We start from the raw sequence: 17,427 nt of genomic DNA on the forward strand, positions 1-17,427 counted from the left end.
CGCTAGTAGCAAAATGTTCGAGCAAAAGGGGAAGCGCGAATGTTCGGTTGGTTCAAGAGACTGTTTAACCGGGGCATTTCGACGCCACATACACATGTCGCGGAGTCGCAAACGGCGGACCGAGGCCCGATGGAAATGCCCTTCGTTGCGTTTCAACCGCATAACGACATCGAACAAGCTCTGATGGATGCTGCTGTCAATCCTGATGCCAGAGCCGCCTTTCATCGTGCGTTGCTGGACGCTGACCTGTATGCGGCAACCCCCGAGGCACCCGCGTTTGCTGAAAACCGCATCGCTCAGGAAGGCGAGCGCCTTTCGCTGCTGAACGTTCAAGGTCCCGATGGTGCCCCAGTGGCTGCAATCTTTACCGCACAGGAGCGCATCGTTGAAGTTTTTGGGATGGATGTCGGGTTTGTGGCCATCCGTGGGGAGGAACTCCTTTCGCTGGTTGCCAATCAAGGTGCGTGGCTAAACCCCGGCTTCCCCTACAGCGTTTATTGGACACCCTCAGAGCTGTCGGCAGTTTTGGGCAAGGGCATGCAACGAACCATCTAGAAAGAAACGAGCGTGATGCTCGGCGTCCCCGCCGATCCGCCAACAGCGCTGGTGGCCGCGTTGCAAAGAGTCTTGGGGAATGACACCCGGATCACCGAAGCGTGGTTAGCGCTCGCGCATTGGCCGGAGGAAGGCACTGCCTCTTGGTATCTGGATGTGCGCACGAATCTCGCGGCTGCGACGGTCGGTGATCTTCTAGCCGAAACGTTCAGACGCGCGGATTACGCGGGCAAACCCCTCGACATGGTGGTGAACATCCCAGGCGGGGCAGAGGGGGTCGGCATTCGGGTCGCTCCATCGCAGACCCACTAGCACCTTCACCGGTTGGGACGGGCTGGGCTGCCGTGCCTCATGGCCTCCCGCTCCTTAAGCCCCTCCCGCTTGCGGGAAGTGTTGGGGAGAGTCTTCTTCTGCTTTCGCCAGCTCGGGCACTAAATATGCCGTTCCGTATCCTGCCTCACATGCAGAACGCGAACGACATCAATCATATCATCCGTCTCACGGAAGTAGATCATGTGCGACCCCGTCGCCAGTTTGAGATACCCCGGTCGAACCTCGACCGCCCTGCCCCGCTTCACGCGCGATGCCAGCGCCCGACACGCATCCCTGATCTCATCGGTATAGCGATCGGCCTGATCCGGGCCCCAATGTATCGCGCTATAGTCCCAGATATCGTCCAGATCGGCCTGAGCCGCTGGCGAAAGGACAAGCGCCTTCAGTGGCCGCGGAAGGCAGCGCGCTTCCGCGCCTTGAAGGCTTCAAAATCAAACGGTTTGGACTCGCCCGACTGCTCGCCCGCGATCAGCGCGTCCTGCAACGCCCGCACCTTCGCCTCATGCTCTTCCAGAAGGCGAAGGCCAGCGCGCACAACATCGCTCGCCGACCCATAGCGCCCTGCCCGCACCTGCTCACCGATAAAGTCGGAGAAATGGTCGCCGATCGTGACGGAGGTGTTGCGCGGCATGATATGGTCCTGATGCTACCGAACGGCCTCAGCTATACCAATAAGTATTACACTTCAATCTGGCGCGTTGGGGTTTGATCTCTCTACCGTTTACCGAACCCGGTCAGCCTTCCCGAAATCACTATCCAGGCGCATCACCAGCTTCTTCAACGCGCCATTGATCGCCGCCTCCGGCTTTGCGCCTCGGTCGGTCACCGCAACCGGTTGACCTCCAGCAGGTCGCGCCTCGATCGCCGCCTCGACACCCTCGGCACCGTTCGTCGTCCCGTCGATATCCCGAACATGCACCTCGACCCGCGTCAGCCGATCCTCAAACCGCGCCAGCCGCTCGCGCGTCCGCGCCTCCGCCTGCTCCGCCATGGCGTCAGTGCCGTCGATCCGATTGTCGCTGTTGAACTGGAAATCCATGCATACCTCTCTGGTTGGTGGGTTACATGATGGACGCTTCAGCGCCGGAGATCGTTCCCGGCCGATCGGGGGGCTGGCCCCGTCACCGATTTCGTTCCACAGCGTTCGACACCGCGCGTTGATGACGGCATGATCCGATCATGCGTATCCGACGTTCGAGTCTTGCCCTGTTTGCGATGGCATTGCTGATCGTCGGCATCGCCATCGGGCTCGCGATTCCGCGTGCGGCGCACCTCGGGCTGCCGGGTAGCCGCAATACCGGGGAAGACAACGCATGGTCGCCATCGCCCGGGCGAAACGTCTATTCCGCAGATATCCGGAACGACGACCATGTCCGCCGCGAACAGCGGAAACTGGTCGAAATGCTGGAGCAGCAATGTCGGAACACCCGCCAAAACTGCGACCTGGCAAAGGCCTCGCGCAAGGCGCTGACCGCCGATTGAGCTCGGCAGATGTCAACATCGCAACAAGCAAACTTTCCTACACGCAGCTCCCTCGTTAGGCAGGTTGTATGCACCTCCCATCGACCATCCGCCGTCCAAACGGACCTGTTCCGCGCAAGTCGCGTTGCCGCTGCCTGATCGTCGCACGCGGTGCGGTATCCGTCGCGCAGTTGTCGCGGCGCGGTCGCACCGGCGTCGCCAACCCGTCCAAACCCGTAGCTTCGCTGTCGCGTAGCAGTCGCATGGCTGTCGCGTCATGACCACCGCCGTCATCATCGTCGCCGCCGGAAAAGGCATCCGCGCGGGCGGAAGCATCCCCAAACAGTTCGCCGCCCTCTGCGGAAAACCTATGCTCGCGCATAGCGTTACCGCACTATCCTCCCACCCGATGACAACCCAAATCATCATCGTCATCGGCGAAGGACAGCAGGAACACGCCCGCGATATACCCCTCGAAAATGTCAGCTTCGTCGAAGGCGGGGCCGAGCGCCGCGACTCGGTCCGCGCCGGGCTGGAGGCACTTGAAGGCAAGGGCGTCACCCGCGTCCTGATCCACGACGCCGCCCGCCCGTTCATCCCAACCACGGTGATCGACGCCCTGCTCGCCGCGCTCGACCACGGCCCCGGTGCCGTCCCCGCGCTCCCCGTCGCCGACACCCTCGCCAAAGGCACCGAAATCCTCGGCGACAATGTCCCCCGCGCCGGCCTGAACCGCATTCAGACGCCGCAAGCCTTCCACTTCGACGCCATCCTCGCCGCCCACCGCGCCTGGCCGGACGGCGAAGAAGCCACCGACGACGCCCAGATGCTCCGCCGCGCGGGCCATGACGTCGCCCTCGTCCCCGGAGACGCAATGCTCGAAAAAATCACCCACCCCGCCGATTTCGCCGCTGCCGAGGCGCGTCATGCCGCCAACCTCATCTCCCGCAGCGCGATCGGCTATGACGTCCACCGCCTCGCTGCTGGCGAGGAACTCTGGCTCGGCGGCGTGCTGATCCCGCATGACAAGGGGCTGGCCGGGCACAGCGACGCCGATGTCGCGCTCCATGCGATCACCGACGCGCTGCTCGGCACGATCTGCGCGGGCGATATCGGCATGCACTTCCCCCCTAGCGACCCGCAATGGCGCGGCGCGGCGTCCGACCGCTTCCTCGACCACGCCGCGACCCTTGTCCGCGACCAGGGCGGGATCATCGACTTCATCGACCTCACCCTGATCTGTGAGGAACCCAAGATCGGCCCGCACCGCGAAACGATCCGCGCCCGCATCGCCGAAATCCTGAACCTCCCGCTCGGCAAGGTCAGCCTAAAGGCCACCACCACCGAACGCCTCGGCTTCACCGGCCGCAGCGAAGGCATAGCGGCACAGGCCATCGCGACCATTCGGCTACCGGAGACGACCGAATAAAGCGGACCGGTTCAGGCTTTGCACTGCGTGCCCCTGCTACAAGTCCCTGATAGGGCCGCCCGCTATGGCCAATGACGGAGTAAGTCGATGCGTATCCGCCACCTCGCCGCCACAGCACTGTTCTGGACCGGCCTCGCCGCGTCCAGCGTTCAGGCCCAGCCGCGCCCCTGCCTCACCGATAGCGAGGCCGAAGCGCTGTTCCAGGTGCTGTTGCCCGACATGGTGGGCGAGATGGGCCGCGTCTGCACCGCCCTCCCGGCCTCCGCCTTCCTCCGCCGTCCCAACCCTGCCTTCGCCGCCCGCCTTCAGTCCGGCGTCGCCCCGGCGCTTCCGGCGGCACGCAGCGGCATCGCCAAGCTGCTCGGCCCCGATATGCAGGCGATCGCCGGATCGATGTTCGTCCTGCCCGCGATCAAGGTGATCGTCGTTCCCCTCGCCGGACAGATGATCGAACCCGCCGATTGCCCGAAACTCGACAAGATCGTCGCCAACCTCGCGCCCTTGCCCCCGAAGAATCTGGCGGGTGTGTTCGTCGGAATGGCACAGCTCGATGCCGACCGTCGAAAAGGCGGGCCAAAGCTTCCGCTTTGCCCTATGCCCCGCCCCAAATGATGGACACGATTCTCCCCAAAGAGCTGGTCGACGCCGCGCGGCGCGTTGTCGAAACCAACCGCGCCGCCGGCCGCACGGTCGCCGTCGCGGAAAGCTGCACCGGCGGCCTGGTCTGCGCTGCAATCACTGAAATCCCCGGTTCGTCCGAGATCCTGATCGCCGGGTTCGTCACCTATTCCAACGGAGCCAAGATCCGCGAGCTGAAGGTCAGCCGCGACGTGCTTGAGACCTTCGGCGCTGTCTCCGTCGCCACCGCATGGAGCATGGCCCAGGGCGCGCTTGAGCAGAGCGGCGCGGATGTCGCGGTCGCGATCACCGGCGTCGCTGGCCCCGGCGGCGGCAGCGACAAGAAGCCGGTGGGCCATGTCGTCTTCGCCCGTGCAGAAAAAGCTGCTGATCCGGACTTGATCGTCGCCGACACCCGCGAATTCGGCGATATCGGCCGTGGCGGCGTGCGCCTTCAGGCGGCGTTGTGCGCGCTCGAACTGCTGCTGCCCGCCGAACCGGAAGCCGAGTCTCCGTAAAGCACCGCCGCCCTCTGCTCGAACGCACCGATCATCATCCGCAGCGCGCGGTCGAACACCTGCCCGGCAAGCATTTCGAACACCCGATTCTTGAACGAGAAATCGACCTCGAAATCGACCAGCACCCCGCCCTCGCCATCCGGCCGGAACTTCCAGTCATTGTGCAGGTGCTTGAGCGGCCCCTCGAGATAGTCGACCCGGATATGCCCCGGCCGCTGCTTCCCGACCCGGCTGGTAAAGGTCTCGCGCAGTCCCTTGAACCCGACCATCAGATCCGCGACCATCTCGGTCTCACTGTTCGAGCGGACCCGCACCGCGCTGACCCAAGGCAAGAACTCGCCATAGCGGCCGACATCGGCGACCAGATCGAACATCTGTTCCGGCGTGTAGGGCAGCCGCCGGGTCTCGGCATGACGGGGCATCAGACCGCGACCACTGCCTTTGCCAGCTTGGCATCGCGGGCCGCCTTCATCTTCGCAAAGTCATCGCCGGCATGGTAGCTCGACCGCGTCAGCGGCGAGGATGCGACCAGCAGGAAGCCCTTTGCCCGCGCGATCGCCGCATAGGCGTCGAACGCCGCCGGGGTCACGAAATCCTGCACCTTGGCATGGCGCGGGGTCGGCTGAAGATACTGGCCCATCGTCAGGAAATCGATATCGGCGCTGCGCATATCGTCCATCACCTGATGGACCTCCAGCCGCTCTTCACCCAGCCCCAGCATGATGCCCGATTTGGTGAAGATCGACGGATCGAGCTTCTTGACCTGCTCCAGCAGCCGGATCGACGCGTAATAGCGCGCACCCGGGCGGATCGTCGGATAGAGGCGCGGCACCGTCTCGAGATTGTGGTTATAGACGTCCGGCCGCGCCGCGACGATCATCTCGACCGCGGCCTCATGCTTGTTGCGGAAGTCCGGGGTCAGGATCTCGATCGTCGTGGTCGGCGACGCCTTGCGGATCGCCTCGATCACCTTGACGAACTGCTTTGCGCCACCGTCGGGCAGGTCGTCGCGATCAACCGACGTGATCACGATGTGCTGGAGCCCCATCTGCACCGCGGCATCGGCGACGTTGTTCGGCTCCATCGGATCGACCGCGCGCGGCATGCCGGTCTTGACGTTGCAGAAGGCGCAGGCGCGGGTGCAGGTGTCGCCCAGAATCATCACCGTCGCGTGCTTTTTGCTCCAGCACTCGCCGATGTTCGGGCACGCCGCTTCCTCGCACACCGTCGTCAGGCTTTTCGAGCGCATCAGCGCGCGCGTCGCGGCAAAGCCTGCGGACGTCGGCGCTTTCACGCGGATCCAGTCAGGCTTGCGCTGGCGAGCAGCGGGTTCGGCGGGCCGGGCGACGGGAGTCGGATCGTTCATGTCGCGCAGATAGCGACCCGCGCCGCATTTTCCAACCGGGGCGTTGCCGCCTTGCTCTTCGCGACCCTCCCCGTTAACGCCACCGCTCGATGAGCCTCGTCGAACCCTTTCTCAGCCCGGTCATCCTGTTCTTCCTGCTCGGCGCACTCGCCGCGCTAGCACGATCCGATCTTACGATCCCCGAACCGATCGCCAAGGCGATGTCGCTCTATTTGATGGCCGCGATCGGGCTGAAGGGCGGGGTCAGTGTCGCCGCTCACGGCTTCGAAGCCGGCCTGATCTGGGCGGCACTCGCCGCGGTCATACTCAGCTTCCTCATCCCCCTACCCGTCTTCGGGCTGCTGCGGGGCTTTGGTCGGCTCGACGCCACCAATGCCGGCGCGGTCGCCGCGCATTATGGGTCGGTCAGCGTCGTCACCTATGTCACCGCGACGGAGATGCTGCGGATCGCCGGCACCCCGCCCGCGGGCTATATGGTCGCGGCGCTCGCGCTGATGGAAACCCCTGCGATCGTCTCGGGCCTGCTCCTCGCCCGGCGCGCCAGCGCCAGCAAGCCGCGACCCGAAGAAAAAAGCGGACTGTGGCATGAAGTGCTGCTCAACGGCGCGGTCGTGCTGCTGGTCGGCAGCTTCATCATCGGCATGATCGCGGGGCCAGAGCGCTTCGCTCCGGTCGCGCCGGTGTTTGAGGGCGGGTTTCGCGGGATTCTGTGCCTGTTCCTGCTCGATATGGGGCTGATCGCCGTGCGGCGGCTGCGCGATGCACGCTCGCTGACGATGCGGCTAGCGACCCTCGCCATCGCCATGCCGGTGGCAAACGGCATGATCGGGGTCGCCATCGGCACGGCAATCGGGCTGGATGTGGGGTCGGCAGCCGCTCTAGGCGTGCTCGCTGCCAGCGCGTCCTACATCGCGGTGCCGGCGGCGATGCGGCTTGCCCTGCCCGCCGCCGATCCGGGCTTGTACCTCGCCATGTCGCTCGGCATTACCTTCCCCTTCAACGTGGTGGTCGGCATTCCGCTGATCGCCACCGCCGCGAGGATGCTGGGCGCATGACCGACACCGTCGAGCGGGTCCGGGTCGAAATTCTGGTCGATCAACCGCTGTTGCGGCGCGTCGAACAGATCGCGGTAGATGCGGGTGTCAGCGGCTACACGCTCGTCCCGTTGTTCGGCGGACGCGGCGCATCGGGGGCGTGGCGCGACGATCAGCTGAGCGGTGCGCAGGCGAAAATTCTTTTTCTGACCATCACTTCCCGAACCCGGGCGGACCAGCTAACCGACGCCCTCGCCGACCTGCTCGACAGCCATGGGCTGTTGCTCGTGATCAGCCGGGTCGAAGTGGTAAGAGGCGCGAAGTTCGATTGACTGAAACCAGATTTTCCAACCTCGTCGCCGGCTATCACCGATTTCGGGAAGGCGGCTGGCGCCAGCAGCGCGATCGTTGGGCCGATTTATCCGAGGGGCAGAGCCCGCGCGTGATGGTCATCGCCTGTTCGGACAGCAGGGTCGAACCCGCGCAGATCTTCGACACGCTGCCCGGTGAAATCTTCGTTGTCCGCAACGTCGCCAATCTGGTCCCTCCGTTCGAGAATGACGGAGGTCGCCACGGCGTCTCCGCCGCGCTCGAGTTCGCGGTGACCAAGTTAGAGGTCGAGGAGGTCGTGGTCCTGGGTCACGGCATGTGCGGCGGCGCGCACGCAGCGCTGACCGAGATGTTTCAGGACTCAGCTCCGGGTGACGGCGGCTTCGTCCATGCCTGGGTCAGCCTGCTCGACGACGCCCGCGAACGGGTGAAGGCGAAGTTCGGCGAAGGGCCAGAGGCATCGCGGGAGATGGAACTGGAAACCGTCCGCACGTCCATTGCCAACTTGCGGACCTTCCCCTTCATTCCCACCCGCGAAGCCGCGGGCAAGCTGACGATCCATGGCGCCTATTTCGCGATCAGCGATGGCATCCTGCACCTGATGGACGAGAGCGGCGCGTTCAATCCTGCCTGAGCGCGGCAAGTTCACCGGATCTGGCGGACGAAGCGGACTCTTCCCCGATCAGCGCTTCGCGGCGCATCAGGCGAAAGCTGATCCGCGCGCCGCGCTCAGCCGACGGGTCCAGCACCATCTCGCTGTCGTGCGCCGCCAGGATCCGCTTGACGACCGACAGCCCCACCCCGCTTCCCCCGGTCGTCGAGATACCGGGTTCGGGCAGCATGCCGGCCGCGAATCCACGGCCATTGTCCTCGACAGCGATGTCGATCCAGTCCCCCGCCGCCCGCGCATGCATCGTAATCACCGGGTCGGAAGCGCCCTGGGCCGCCTCGATGCTGTTCCGCAACAGGTTCGCGATCACCTGAACCAGCTGAATGCGGTCGCCCAGGATGTCGCCTACCCCCTCACCGATATCCAGCGACACGACCGATCCGGCGTCGGGGCGCGCTGCCAGCACCATCTGCAGCGCATCCTCGAACAACACCCGCACTGAGGCGAACTCGGCGTTGATCTCCCCGCTCTGCAGCAACCTGCGCATGCGCGACACGATTTGAGAGCAGCGATCGATTTCGGCCCGCGCCTGCGACAGTTCGGTCAGCCCTTCCGCCCCGCCCAGCCCTTCCAGCGCCCGCTGCACGACGACGATGTAGTTCGACGCCGCCGACAGCGGCTGCGCGATTTCATGGGCGATCATGCTGAGGTCCGAGCTTGCCGGTTGCGCCGACAGTCGCTCGATCAGGTGGGCCTGTTCGGCGGCCAGCGTCTCATGCGCCTGAATCGTCGCCATCATCTCCGCCTGCACATCAAGGCGGTTTCGCGCGACGGCGACATAGCTGCAGATCGTGCGCAGGAACTGCAACTCGACGTCGCAAAACGGCTCGGACGCGCGCCGTCCGAAGCCGAGCGTGCCGATCAGCGTCTCGCCATGGATCAACGGGGTACAGGCATAGCTGTCGAGCCCGACCGCCCGGATGAACGCCGTCATCGGATCGGTGCTGGCGAGCACATTTTCGGCAAGGCACGGCACCCGGTCACGCGCGACGACGCCACAGACCGCCTGCCCGAACTCCAGACGTTGGCCCAGTTCGATCTGTTCGGGCGTCAGCCCTCCGCTCCCCTCAAGCCGCAGTCCTCCGGACCCGTCGACCAGATAGTGAAAATAGGCATCAATGCTCAGCTCTTCGCGCACGCGGTCGAACAGATAGTCGATCATCTGACGCGGATCGGATGCGGCCAGCATCTTGGCGGCGCATTCAGCGAGCAATTGCAGCAATCGGCTGTTTCTCTGCTCCATGCAGACCTCTCCATCCCGCTATCGCCGGCTATAGCATCCGTTCGACACGCCCCAACATCGGATCGGTGGCACGCGGTCGATCCGCAATACTCCGTAAATCTGCGCCTGCCGAGAGCCGCTTTGCGCCAATTAGGAGCATCCTTGGTCAATCTCTGCCATAAAGCGCGCCGAAGCGCCCTTTGTCTGCGCCGGGGAGGACTGTGCGCGCGGCCCTGCTCCGGACTATGGATTCCCCGTGCGCAGCGTGGGCGCATGAGTAAGCGGGGATTATCAGGAATGACGGCGCAGCGTTTGCTGATCGAAGGGCGCGTCCAGCGCGTCGGATATCGCGACTGGGCAGTGCGCACCGCACGCCAGCTGGGGGTGACCGGCTGGGTCCGGAACCTTCAGGACGGGCGAGTCGAAATTCTGGCGGACGGCGAGGATGTCGCGCTCGACACCTTTGTCGATCGCTGTCGTGAAGGTCCGAACATGGCCAATGTCGAGCGGGTCGATGCGCACCCGGCTGAACTTGGCAATGTGAAGGGGTTCACCAAACGGTTTACCGCCTGAAACGGGCGGTCAGTCCTCGACCAGCTTCATCAGCCGGCGTTCGACCGGGGCGAGCACCGGTCCGAGTTCGTGGCCACGTTTCAGCACCGCGCCGGCCTCGTTGACCAGCGCCCACATGCCCTGGCGATTGCGCAGCGCTGGCCGCTTTTCGACCCGAAACTCCGGTCGCTCGGCGGTTCGCCTGAACGCGGCGAACACCGCCGCGTCACGGCCAAGGTCGATCGCATAGTCCTTCCAGTGACCGGCTGCGACCATTCGACCGTAGAGATCGAGGATGCGGGTCAGCTCGCTGCGGTCGAACCCGACCTGTGACGGCGCTCCGCGCGACGGAAATGGGGTGATGTTCGCGCTCACGCCCGGTCGCGCTGCTCCGGCCGGCCTTCGGCGGCGCGCTCATCGAGCAACTGATCCAGCCGCTTGCGCATCGTCTCTAGCTCGCATCGCATGATCTCCAGCTTCTGCGTCGCCGGATCGTACAGCTCGCTGCACGGCGTTCCGTAGGGCACGAACTCCTTCTTCCACGCCCCGGCCTCGACCAGGGTGGGCTTCGCGGGAATGCCGACCATGACCGCACCCTCGGGGACATCCTTGGTCACCACCGCATTGGCCCCGACCCGTGCGCGCGGGCCAACCGTGATCGGTCCCAGCACCTGCGCGCCCGATCCGATGATCACGCCATCGGACAAGGTCGGGTGCCGCTTGCCCGCCACGCCATTGTCGGGGCTAGTGCCTCCCAGCGTGACGCACTGGTAGATCGTGACATTGTCCCCGATCTGCGCGGTCTCGCCGATCACGACGAAGCCATGGTCGATAAAGAAATTGCGGCCGATCGTCGCGCCGGGGTGAATGTCGATCGCGGTCAGCCAGCGCGACAGGTGGTTCACGGCGCGCGCGAGGAAAAACAGCCGTGCGCGGAACAGCCGGTGCGCAACCCGGTGCCAGAACAGCGCCCAAACGCCGGGATAAAGCAGGATCTCGGCCCGACTGCGCGGGGCGGGATCGCGTGCGCGAATGGAATCGAGATAGGCTGAAAGACCGCCGAACATTACCAGGCCCCTTTTCGTCTGGGCATGATATTTAGGCGGTCCCCGCTCCCATTTCCAGCGCATGACGTTTATGCCTTGAGACGGCTAAACACTATGTATCTTGTGGGGATTGTTTCCGGCCTCCAAACCATGCGGCCAATGGGGCTGCGAAGGGTGCGTGAATGTTTGAAGGGATCGACTTCCAGGCCCTGCTCCCGTTCATCGCAGTCGGCTTTGCCGCGCAGATCGTCGACGGTGCGCTCGGCATGGCATTCGGGGTTATCTCGAGCACGCTGCTGGTCAGCGTACTCGGCGTCCCGCCGGCGACCGCGTCGGCCGGCGTCCACCTCGCAGAATGTTTCACCACCGGCGTGTCCGGCATCAGCCACGCGCTCCACAAGAATGTGAACTGGAAGCTGTTCTTCCGCCTCCTCGTCCCCGGCGTGATCGGCGGCGTGACCGGCGCCTATCTGCTGAGCACGCTCGATGCCTCGGTGACGCGACCCTATGTGATGACCTATCTCGCGGCGATTGGTATTTATTTGCTGTGGCGCGGCATCAGCTTTCCGACCCGCCACCATCGCGAGCCGAAGATCGTAGAGCCGCTCGGCCTCGCCGGGGGCTTTCTCGACGCTGCGGGCGGTGGCGGCTGGGGTCCGGTGGTCACCAGTAATTTGCTGATTCAGGGGACTCAGCCACGCTACACCATCGGCACCGTCAACTGCGTCGAGTTCTTCCTGACCCTGTCCGTATCGATCACCTTCATTTTTCACTTGGGTTTTTCGGCGTTTACCGAGGCTGTAGTCGGCCTGTTGATCGGTGGCGTAATCGCCGCGCCGTTCGGCGCGATCCTCGCCAAGCGCGTTCCGACCAAGACCCTGTTGATCCTCGTTGGCGTGGTTCTCACCCTGACGAGCAGCTACAGCGTCTATCGCGCGATCATCTGACAATCGATCAGTTCCGCCCGATTGAGTGATTTGATCGATCACCGCTAGCGACTCTTCCAATTTGGATGCGCGGCAACGCACCCTATATGCCGCATTGCACAAGCTGCACTGCACCATCCAAAGGAGAACAAAAAATGGCGCTCATCGGAAGCGAGCTGAAGCCGTTCACGGCAACCGCATTCAAGGAAGGCAAGTTCGTCGAGGTTACCGACGCGGACGTGCGCGGCAAGTGGGCGGTGTTCTTCTTCTACCCGGCCGACTTCACCTTCGTCTGCCCGACCGAACTGGAAGACCTGGCCGACATCTACCCGACCCTGCAGAAGATGGGCGTTGAGGTCTATTCGGTGTCGACCGACACCCATTTCAGCCACAAGGCATGGCACGACACCTCGCCCGCGATCGGCAAGATCAACTATTACATGCTGGGCGACCAGAACCACAATCTGTCGAAGAACTTCGACGTGCTGCGTGAAGGCCAGGGCCTCGCAGACCGTGGTACCTTCGTGATCGATCCCGAAGGCGTGATCCAGCTGGTCGAGATCACCAGCGAGGGCGTCGGCCGCAATGCGACCGAGCTGCTCCGCAAGATCAAGGCAGCGCAGTACATCGCGGCGCATCCGGGCGAAGTCTGCCCGGCCAAGTGGGAAGAGGGCGAAACCACCCTGGCCCCGTCGCTCGACCTCGTCGGCAAGATCTAAGCCACGCGGTTCTTCGCACCCGCCCCTCCCCCAGTTTGGCAGGTGCGAACACGGCCCGGGGCAGTCCTCACCGATGCCCTGGGCCGTTCTATTTTCAGTTCAAGGAGTTTCCCGATGCTCGACGCGCATCTCAAGCAGCAGCTCGAAGCCTATCTCGTCCATATCCGCGAATCGGTGGAGCTGGTCGCGAGCCTTGGTGAAGATGCCAAGTCGCGTGAGCTCGAAACCCTGCTGACCGAAATCGCCGATCTTTCCGGCAAGATCACGCTCGTCCGCAAGGATGACGACAAGCGCACCCCCAGCTTCATGATCCGTCGCGCGGGCACCGATATCGGCGTGCGCTTCGCCGGCATCCCGATGGGGCATGAATTCACCAGCCTCGTCCTCGCCCTGCTCCAGGTCGGCGGCCATCCGTCCAAGGCGGCGCAGGACGTGATCGAAGCGGTCAAGGGCCTCGAAGGCGAGCTCCACTTCGAAACCTATTTCTCGCTCAGCTGCCAGAACTGCCCCGACGTGGTTCAGGCGCTCAACCTGATGGCGGTGCTCAACCCCCGGATCAGCCACGTCGCGATCGACGGTGCACTGTTCAAGGAAGAGGTCGATGCACGTCAGGTGCTCGCCGTCCCCACCGTCTATCTGAACGGCGAGCTGTTCGGATCGGGCCGGATGGAGCTGGAGCAGATCGTCGCCAAGCTCGACAGCGGCGCAGAGGCCAAGGCTGCCGAAAAGCTCGCCGCCAAGGAGCCGTTCGACGTCCTGATCGTCGGCGGCGGCCCGGCGGGCGCGGCGTCGGCCATCTACACCGCGCGCAAGGGTCTGCGCGTCGGCGTCGCAGCCGAGCGCTTCGGCGGCCAGGTGCTCGACACGATGGGCATCGAGAATTTCATCTCGATCCCCTACACCGAAGGCCCCAAGCTCGCCGCCCAGCTCGAAGGTCACGTCAAGGAAAATGGCGTCGACATCATGAACCTGCAGCGCGCCGAAAAGCTGATCCCGGCTGCGCGTGAAGGCGGGCTGCATGAGGTCGTGCTGGCGAACGGGGCGAGCCTGAAGGCCAAGACGCTCATCCTCTCAACCGGTGCCCGCTGGCGCCAGATGGGCGTCCTCGGCGAGGACGAATATCGCAACAAGGGCGTGGCCTACTGCCCACACTGCGATGGCCCGCTGTTCAAGGGCAAGCGCGTCGCGGTGATCGGCGGCGGCAATTCGGGTGTCGAGGCGGCGATCGACCTTGCCGGCATCGTCGGCCATGTCACGCTGATCGAATATGACAGCCAGTTGCGCGCCGACGCGGTGCTCCAGCGCAAGCTCGGCAGCCTGCCGAATGTTCAGGTGATCACCTCGGCGCTGACGACCCGCGTCAACGGTGCCGACAAGGTGACCGGCCTGACCTACAAGGATCGCAACACCGGCGTCGAGCACGACATCGCGCTCGAAGGCATCTTCGTCCAGATCGGCCTCGTCCCCAACACCGAATGGCTCAAGGACGCGATCGCGCTCACCCCGCGCGGTGAGATCGAGATCGACGCGCGCGGCGAAACCAGCCAGCCAGGCATCTTCGCCGCCGGTGACGCCACCACCATTCCATACAAGCAGATCGTGATCGCGATGGGCGCAGGCTCGACTGCGGCCTTGTCGGCCTTCGATTATCTCATCCGGCTCCCAGCCGAAGAGATCGAGGCCGCGGCAGCCTGAACCCGGATGGCGCCGCCCTCGTAGAATGCGGGGGTGGCGTTATCGCGCTGCTCACTTATATCGGCGCCATCAATCGTTTGGACCGATCAATGGCGCAGACCTACCTCCCGACGCTCAAGCAGCTTCAATATCTCGTCGCGCTCAAGGATCACGGCCATTTCGGTCGCGCGGCCGAGGCGAGCTTTGTCACCCAGTCCACCCTATCCGCAGGACTGCGCGAGCTGGAGACGCTGATCGGCGTCGTGCTGGTCGAGCGGACGCGCCGCGTCGTGCGCTTCACCCCGCTGGGTGAGCGGATCGTCGACAAGGCGCGGCGCGTGCTGCGTGAGGCGGATGAGCTGGCCGACCTCGCCCGCGCGGCCGGGCGGCCACTGTCCGGCGAAATGCGCATGAGCGTCATACCGACCATCGCACCCTTCCTGCTGCCCCGCATCCTCCCCCGGCTGCGCAAAGGCTATCCTGACCTCAAGCTGTTCCTGCGCGAAGAGCCGAGCGGCGCAGCGTGCGAAAGCCTGCACACCGGCCGCACCGACTGCGTGCTGCTCGCACTGCCTTATGCCTGTGGTGATGTCGAAACCGCGCCGTTGTTCGATGACCGTCTGTTCGTGGCGTTTCCAGAGGGCGAGTATGAGCCCGACCATGCCAGCATCAGCGCAAGCGAGATCGACGAAACACGGCTGCTGCTGCTCGAAGACGGCCATTGCCTCAAGGATCATGCACTCGCCGCGTGCAACCGCCCGGAGCTTCGGGCCGAGGCGACGATGCTTGGCACCTCGCTGCACACGATGGTGCAGATGGTCGACAATGGCTTGGGGGTGACGATGCTGCCCGAAATGGCAATCGAAGCCGGCATCCTCGACCACACCCACATCACCGCCCGCCCGCTTCGTGCGGACAACCCGACGCGCCGCATCGCGCTTGTCTGGCGCAAGGCGAGCCCGCGGGAACGCGATTTCAGGTTGCTGGCAGAGGTGCTGGCTCAGTCGGGAACCGCCGGCTAGCCTTCGAACGCCTGCTGGACATGGGCGATCTGATGCATGCGCTCGTGCAGGATGGCAACGATGCCCACCTCTCCGCTGCTCAGGATACGCCAGTAAATGAAATGGCGTTCATAGCGGCAGAAGAAGCCAACCACGCCGAACTCAGCCGGGACGGCTCGCCACGGAACCTGTCGCGAGGCGATCTCGATAAATTTAGCAACCATTCCCTGGAAGTATCTTATCGCTTGCGCCTCGCCCCAATGATCGCGCGTGAAATCGATAATCTCGTCGAGCGGGTGTTCGGCGTCATCCAGCAGATAATAGTTGCTCACCCCCGCCACCGATCACGCGCACGTTGGAGGAACGCGTCGGGATCGAACGGCTTGTAATCGCTCTCGGGTGCTGAAAACGCGCGCTGCAACTCCGCTTTCAGCGTCGCGAACCGCTCCGCCTCCACCCGCTCACGGTCCCGCCGGATCAGATCTCGCACATATTCGCTGGCATTCTCGTACGAGCCATTCGCGCCAATATTCTCGCTGACAAAGTCTTCAAGCGGTCCGGTGATGCGGACATTCAAGGTCGTGGCCATGCGAAGCTCCTTCTGTCACGATATAGCGGAATATCGTGGACACTTCAAAGCCAGCGGTCCGCCGCCTCCACGTCGCTCTCGCGCGCATCGACCCAAGTGGTGCGCTCCCCGCGCTGCTCGCGCTTCCAGAACGGTGCCTCGGTCTTCAGCCGATCGATCAGGAACGCACATGCCTCCAGCGCGGCACCGCGATGCGCCGCCGCCGTCGCGACCAGCACGATCCGCTCGCCTGGCTCCATCGGCCCGACGCGGTGAACAATCACGGCCGACATCAATGCCCAGCGCGTCATCGCCTGTTCGGCCAGGTCGCACAGCACCGCCTCGGTCATCCCGGGATAATGTTCGAGCTCAAGGCAGGTGACCCCATCATCGCCGCGCACCACGCCGATAAAGCTCGCAATCCCGCCGGCCCCGCTCTCCTCGATGCCAGCCAGTTCAACGCCGACATCGATCGGTGCGGGATCGACCGAAACGCGGATCATCCGCCCGTCACCGGCGGAAAGATCGCGACTTCGCGTGCTGGTCCTAGATCGCTGTCGAGCGGCACGAACTTCTGATCGACCGCAGCGCGCAACCGTTTGAGGTCCGCCAACGCCAGCGCATGCCCCTCGCTTCGCCGGCTCAGCCAATCGACTAGGTCCGACACCGTGCGCACCGCCTCCGGCGGCTGGACGTCTTCCTCGCCGACCCCGATCGTCTCGCGAACCCAGGCGAAGTACAACAGCCGCATCAGCTGTCCATGTGCTTAAGGCCGACGCGCAGATAGTCCCATCCGGTAATCAGCGTCAGCGCCGCCGCCGCCCACAGCATGGCGAGGCTGACGTCATGCACCCACCCCCAGCCCGGCAGCGCGCCAGCAAGGATCAGCCCGCCCAGCGAGGTCAGCTGCAGCGCGGTCTTCCACTTGGACAGCGCAGAGACCGGCACCGACACCTGAATACCACCCAGAAACTCGCGCAACCCCGACACCGCGATCTCGCGCAGCAGGATCACCAGCGCCGCGATCATGTGCACGCCGGGGATCAGCTCCTTGGCGCACAGGATCAGGATTACCGCCGCGACCATGATCTTGTCGGCAATCGGATCGAGGAACACGCCCAGCTTCGACACCGTCCCGCGCGACCGCGCAAGATAGCCGTCGAAATAGTCGGTGAACCCCATCAGGCAGTAGGTGGCGAATCCGAGCGCATAGCCCGCCTGCCACTCGGGCCACCACAGGAAGAAGACCAGCAGGGGAACCGTGACGATTCGCGACAGCGTCAGAATGTTGGGCAGCGTCAGCATGGTCCCGCTCTAGCACCACCCGGGGCGGTGATCATCCCCCGTTGCACGCGATAGCGGTTGCCGCGTCATGTGCGCCCCGGCTATGCGTGCGCCAGTTTCG

General features: G+C 64.3%; 27 protein-coding genes. 14 read left to right on the plus strand and 13 right to left on the minus strand.

Annotated elements, in window-relative coordinates; genetic code table 11:
• Positions 1–39: 39 nt before the first annotated feature.
• Entirely contained in the window at positions 40–555 is a 516-nt protein-coding gene (locus VGN66_RS15940; RefSeq protein WP_327519784.1) for an SseB family protein, read from the plus strand.
• 15 nt (positions 556–570) lie between these two features.
• On the plus strand, positions 571–867 hold the full coding sequence (locus VGN66_RS15945; protein WP_414713226.1) for an enhanced serine sensitivity protein SseB C-terminal domain-containing protein: 297 nt from the start codon (positions 571–573) through the stop codon (positions 865–867).
• 119 nt (positions 868–986) lie between these two features.
• Here VGN66_RS15945 and VGN66_RS15950 read toward each other — a convergent pair whose 3' ends face one another.
• The 3 genes from VGN66_RS15950 to VGN66_RS15960 form a co-directional block, all read right to left on the minus strand.
• Entirely contained in the window at positions 987–1,274 is a 288-nt protein-coding gene (locus VGN66_RS15950; RefSeq protein ID WP_327520285.1) for a type II toxin-antitoxin system RelE/ParE family toxin, read from the minus strand.
• Positions 1,271–1,519: a type II toxin-antitoxin system ParD family antitoxin gene (locus VGN66_RS15955; RefSeq protein ID WP_327519786.1), complete on the minus strand. Its 249-nt coding sequence runs from the start codon at positions 1,517–1,519 to the stop codon at positions 1,271–1,273. Before VGN66_RS15955 ends, VGN66_RS15950 begins: the two co-directional genes overlap by 4 nt.
• Positions 1,520–1,609: 90 nt before the next feature.
• On the minus strand, positions 1,610–1,927 hold the full coding sequence (locus VGN66_RS15960; RefSeq protein WP_327519787.1) for an HPF/RaiA family ribosome-associated protein: 318 nt from the start codon (positions 1,925–1,927) through the stop codon (positions 1,610–1,612).
• Positions 1,928–2,103: 176 nt separating this feature from the next.
• Here VGN66_RS15960 and VGN66_RS15965 point away from each other — a divergent pair, with 176 nt between their 5' ends.
• The 4 genes from VGN66_RS15965 to VGN66_RS15980 all read left to right on the plus strand — a co-directional run bounded on the left by VGN66_RS15965 (position 2,104) and on the right by VGN66_RS15980 (position 4,914).
• Positions 2,104–2,370: a hypothetical protein gene (locus tag VGN66_RS15965; RefSeq protein WP_327519788.1), complete on the plus strand. Its 267-nt coding sequence runs from the start codon at positions 2,104–2,106 to the stop codon at positions 2,368–2,370.
• Positions 2,371–2,626: 256 nt separating this feature from the next.
• Entirely contained in the window at positions 2,627–3,778 is a 1,152-nt protein-coding gene (locus tag VGN66_RS15970; protein ID WP_327519789.1) for a bifunctional 2-C-methyl-D-erythritol 4-phosphate cytidylyltransferase/2-C-methyl-D-erythritol 2,4-cyclodiphosphate synthase, read from the plus strand.
• A gap of 87 nt (positions 3,779–3,865) precedes the next feature.
• Positions 3,866–4,390, plus strand: coding sequence for a hypothetical protein (locus VGN66_RS15975; RefSeq protein WP_327519790.1), 525 nt, complete (start codon positions 3,866–3,868; stop codon positions 4,388–4,390).
• Positions 4,387–4,914 carry a CinA family protein gene (locus VGN66_RS15980; RefSeq protein WP_224920091.1) on the plus strand — a complete coding sequence of 176 codons (528 nt, stop codon included), beginning with the start codon at positions 4,387–4,389 and terminating at the stop codon, positions 4,912–4,914. Before VGN66_RS15975 ends, VGN66_RS15980 begins: the two co-directional genes overlap by 4 nt.
• Here VGN66_RS15980 and VGN66_RS15985 read toward each other — a convergent pair.
• Positions 4,851–5,336, minus strand: coding sequence for a type II toxin-antitoxin system RatA family toxin (locus VGN66_RS15985; RefSeq protein ID WP_224920092.1), 486 nt, complete (start codon positions 5,334–5,336; stop codon positions 4,851–4,853). The genes VGN66_RS15980 and VGN66_RS15985 overlap by 64 nt on opposite strands.
• Positions 5,336–6,280 carry a lipoyl synthase gene (gene lipA, locus VGN66_RS15990; RefSeq protein WP_327519791.1) on the minus strand — a complete coding sequence of 315 codons (945 nt, stop codon included), beginning with the start codon at positions 6,278–6,280 and terminating at the stop codon, positions 5,336–5,338. The genes VGN66_RS15985 and lipA overlap by 1 nt, the downstream gene beginning before the upstream one ends.
• A gap of 89 nt (positions 6,281–6,369) precedes the next feature.
• Between lipA and VGN66_RS15995 the strand changes: the two genes are divergently transcribed.
• From VGN66_RS15995 to VGN66_RS16005, 3 genes are read left to right on the plus strand one after another with little or no spacing between them, the layout of a single operon-like run.
• Positions 6,370–7,335: a sodium-dependent bicarbonate transport family permease gene (locus VGN66_RS15995; RefSeq protein ID WP_327519792.1), complete on the plus strand. Its 966-nt coding sequence runs from the start codon at positions 6,370–6,372 to the stop codon at positions 7,333–7,335.
• Positions 7,332–7,646 carry a P-II family nitrogen regulator gene (locus tag VGN66_RS16000; RefSeq protein ID WP_327519793.1) on the plus strand — a complete coding sequence of 105 codons (315 nt, stop codon included), beginning with the start codon at positions 7,332–7,334 and terminating at the stop codon, positions 7,644–7,646. Before VGN66_RS15995 ends, VGN66_RS16000 begins: the two co-directional genes overlap by 4 nt.
• Positions 7,643–8,278, plus strand: a complete 636-nt coding sequence (locus tag VGN66_RS16005; protein WP_327519794.1) for a carbonic anhydrase — start codon at positions 7,643–7,645, stop codon at positions 8,276–8,278. Before VGN66_RS16000 ends, VGN66_RS16005 begins: the two co-directional genes overlap by 4 nt.
• Here VGN66_RS16005 and VGN66_RS16010 read toward each other — a convergent pair.
• Positions 8,265–9,557, minus strand: coding sequence for a GAF domain-containing sensor histidine kinase (locus VGN66_RS16010; RefSeq protein ID WP_327519795.1), 1,293 nt, complete (start codon positions 9,555–9,557; stop codon positions 8,265–8,267). The genes VGN66_RS16005 and VGN66_RS16010 overlap by 14 nt on opposite strands.
• 276 nt (positions 9,558–9,833) lie before the next feature.
• Between VGN66_RS16010 and VGN66_RS16015 the strand changes: the two genes are divergently transcribed.
• Positions 9,834–10,109, plus strand: coding sequence for an acylphosphatase (locus VGN66_RS16015; protein WP_327519796.1), 276 nt, complete (start codon positions 9,834–9,836; stop codon positions 10,107–10,109).
• Positions 10,110–10,118: 9 nt separating this feature from the next.
• Here VGN66_RS16015 and VGN66_RS16020 read toward each other — a convergent pair whose 3' ends face one another.
• The gene (locus VGN66_RS16020) at positions 10,119–10,463 is read right to left on the minus strand and encodes a DUF2794 domain-containing protein (protein WP_327519797.1); all 345 of its coding nucleotides are present in this window, start codon (positions 10,461–10,463) and stop codon (positions 10,119–10,121) included.
• Positions 10,460–11,155 carry a serine O-acetyltransferase EpsC gene (epsC, locus tag VGN66_RS16025; RefSeq protein ID WP_327519798.1) on the minus strand — a complete coding sequence of 232 codons (696 nt, stop codon included), beginning with the start codon at positions 11,153–11,155 and terminating at the stop codon, positions 10,460–10,462. The genes VGN66_RS16020 and epsC overlap by 4 nt, the downstream gene beginning before the upstream one ends.
• 161 nt (positions 11,156–11,316) lie before the next feature.
• On the opposite strand from epsC, the gene VGN66_RS16030 reads away from it, so the two are divergent.
• The 4 genes from VGN66_RS16030 (at position 11,317) to VGN66_RS16045 (ending at position 15,475) form a co-directional block, all read left to right on the plus strand.
• Complete coding sequence (locus tag VGN66_RS16030; RefSeq protein ID WP_327519799.1) at positions 11,317–12,081, plus strand: sulfite exporter TauE/SafE family protein; 765 nt, start codon at positions 11,317–11,319, stop codon at positions 12,079–12,081.
• A 134-nt stretch (positions 12,082–12,215) separates the two neighbouring features.
• Complete coding sequence (gene ahpC / locus VGN66_RS16035) at positions 12,216–12,779, plus strand: alkyl hydroperoxide reductase subunit C (protein WP_224920100.1); 564 nt, start codon at positions 12,216–12,218, stop codon at positions 12,777–12,779.
• Between the two features lie 114 nt (positions 12,780–12,893).
• Positions 12,894–14,474 carry an alkyl hydroperoxide reductase subunit F gene (gene ahpF, locus VGN66_RS16040; RefSeq protein ID WP_327519800.1) on the plus strand — a complete coding sequence of 527 codons (1,581 nt, stop codon included), beginning with the start codon at positions 12,894–12,896 and terminating at the stop codon, positions 14,472–14,474.
• Between the two features lie 89 nt (positions 14,475–14,563).
• Positions 14,564–15,475, plus strand: a complete 912-nt coding sequence (locus VGN66_RS16045; protein WP_327519801.1) for a hydrogen peroxide-inducible genes activator — start codon at positions 14,564–14,566, stop codon at positions 15,473–15,475.
• Here VGN66_RS16045 and VGN66_RS16050 read toward each other — a convergent pair.
• Genes VGN66_RS16050 through pgsA form a run of 5 tightly spaced genes read right to left on the minus strand, consistent with a single transcriptional unit; the run spans position 15,472 to position 17,327 of the window.
• Complete coding sequence (locus VGN66_RS16050; RefSeq protein ID WP_327519802.1) at positions 15,472–15,786, minus strand: type II toxin-antitoxin system RelE/ParE family toxin; 315 nt, start codon at positions 15,784–15,786, stop codon at positions 15,472–15,474. The genes VGN66_RS16045 and VGN66_RS16050 overlap by 4 nt on opposite strands.
• Complete coding sequence (locus VGN66_RS16055; protein WP_327519803.1) at positions 15,783–16,043, minus strand: addiction module antitoxin; 261 nt, start codon at positions 16,041–16,043, stop codon at positions 15,783–15,785. Before VGN66_RS16055 ends, VGN66_RS16050 begins: the two co-directional genes overlap by 4 nt.
• 44 nt (positions 16,044–16,087) lie before the next feature.
• Positions 16,088–16,525 carry a molybdenum cofactor biosynthesis protein MoaE gene (locus tag VGN66_RS16060; RefSeq protein WP_327519804.1) on the minus strand — a complete coding sequence of 146 codons (438 nt, stop codon included), beginning with the start codon at positions 16,523–16,525 and terminating at the stop codon, positions 16,088–16,090.
• Positions 16,522–16,773, minus strand: a complete 252-nt coding sequence (moaD, locus tag VGN66_RS16065; protein ID WP_327519805.1) for a molybdopterin converting factor subunit 1 — start codon at positions 16,771–16,773, stop codon at positions 16,522–16,524. Before moaD ends, VGN66_RS16060 begins: the two co-directional genes overlap by 4 nt.
• Entirely contained in the window at positions 16,773–17,327 is a 555-nt protein-coding gene (gene pgsA / locus VGN66_RS16070; RefSeq protein ID WP_327519806.1) for a CDP-diacylglycerol--glycerol-3-phosphate 3-phosphatidyltransferase, read from the minus strand. Before pgsA ends, moaD begins: the two co-directional genes overlap by 1 nt.
• Between the last annotated feature and the right edge of the window lie 100 nt (positions 17,328–17,427).

It is taken from the genome of Sphingomonas sp., assembly GCF_035998645.1.
GTDB lineage: Bacteria > Pseudomonadota > Alphaproteobacteria > Sphingomonadales > Sphingomonadaceae > Sphingomonas.

Bases quoted from the DNA above. Each gene is read 5' to 3' on its own strand.
- VGN66_RS15940 (WP_327519784.1), top strand. From the start codon at position 40: ATGTTCGGTTGGTTCAAGAGACTGTTTAACCGGGGCATTTCGACGCCA.
- VGN66_RS15945 (WP_414713226.1), top strand. From the start codon at position 571: ATGCTCGGCGTCCCCGCCGATCCGCCAACAGCGCTGGTGGCCGCGTTG.
- VGN66_RS15955 (WP_327519786.1), bottom strand. From the start codon at position 1,519: ATGCCGCGCAACACCTCCGTCACGATCGGCGACCATTTCTCCGACTTT.
- VGN66_RS15960 (WP_327519787.1), bottom strand. From the start codon at position 1,927: ATGGATTTCCAGTTCAACAGCGACAATCGGATCGACGGCACTGACGCC.
- VGN66_RS15965 (WP_327519788.1), top strand. From the start codon at position 2,104: ATGGCATTGCTGATCGTCGGCATCGCCATCGGGCTCGCGATTCCGCGT.
- VGN66_RS15970 (WP_327519789.1), top strand. From the start codon at position 2,627: ATGACCACCGCCGTCATCATCGTCGCCGCCGGAAAAGGCATCCGCGCG.
- VGN66_RS15975 (WP_327519790.1), top strand. From the start codon at position 3,866: ATGCGTATCCGCCACCTCGCCGCCACAGCACTGTTCTGGACCGGCCTC.
- VGN66_RS15980 (WP_224920091.1), top strand. From the start codon at position 4,387: ATGATGGACACGATTCTCCCCAAAGAGCTGGTCGACGCCGCGCGGCGC.
- VGN66_RS15985 (WP_224920092.1), bottom strand. From the start codon at position 5,336: ATGCCCCGTCATGCCGAGACCCGGCGGCTGCCCTACACGCCGGAACAG.
- lipA (WP_327519791.1), bottom strand. From the start codon at position 6,280: ATGAACGATCCGACTCCCGTCGCCCGGCCCGCCGAACCCGCTGCTCGC.
- VGN66_RS15995 (WP_327519792.1), top strand. From the start codon at position 6,370: ATGAGCCTCGTCGAACCCTTTCTCAGCCCGGTCATCCTGTTCTTCCTG.
- VGN66_RS16000 (WP_327519793.1), top strand. From the start codon at position 7,332: ATGACCGACACCGTCGAGCGGGTCCGGGTCGAAATTCTGGTCGATCAA.
- VGN66_RS16010 (WP_327519795.1), bottom strand. From the start codon at position 9,557: ATGGAGCAGAGAAACAGCCGATTGCTGCAATTGCTCGCTGAATGCGCC.
- VGN66_RS16015 (WP_327519796.1), top strand. From the start codon at position 9,834: ATGACGGCGCAGCGTTTGCTGATCGAAGGGCGCGTCCAGCGCGTCGGA.
- epsC (WP_327519798.1), bottom strand. From the start codon at position 11,155: ATGTTCGGCGGTCTTTCAGCCTATCTCGATTCCATTCGCGCACGCGAT.
- VGN66_RS16030 (WP_327519799.1), top strand. From the start codon at position 11,317: ATGTTTGAAGGGATCGACTTCCAGGCCCTGCTCCCGTTCATCGCAGTC.
- ahpC (WP_224920100.1), top strand. From the start codon at position 12,216: ATGGCGCTCATCGGAAGCGAGCTGAAGCCGTTCACGGCAACCGCATTC.
- ahpF (WP_327519800.1), top strand. From the start codon at position 12,894: ATGCTCGACGCGCATCTCAAGCAGCAGCTCGAAGCCTATCTCGTCCAT.
- VGN66_RS16045 (WP_327519801.1), top strand. From the start codon at position 14,564: ATGGCGCAGACCTACCTCCCGACGCTCAAGCAGCTTCAATATCTCGTC.
- VGN66_RS16055 (WP_327519803.1), bottom strand. From the start codon at position 16,043: ATGGCCACGACCTTGAATGTCCGCATCACCGGACCGCTTGAAGACTTT.
- VGN66_RS16060 (WP_327519804.1), bottom strand. From the start codon at position 16,525: ATGATCCGCGTTTCGGTCGATCCCGCACCGATCGATGTCGGCGTTGAA.
- moaD (WP_327519805.1), bottom strand. From the start codon at position 16,773: ATGCGGCTGTTGTACTTCGCCTGGGTTCGCGAGACGATCGGGGTCGGC.
- pgsA (WP_327519806.1), bottom strand. From the start codon at position 17,327: ATGCTGACGCTGCCCAACATTCTGACGCTGTCGCGAATCGTCACGGTT.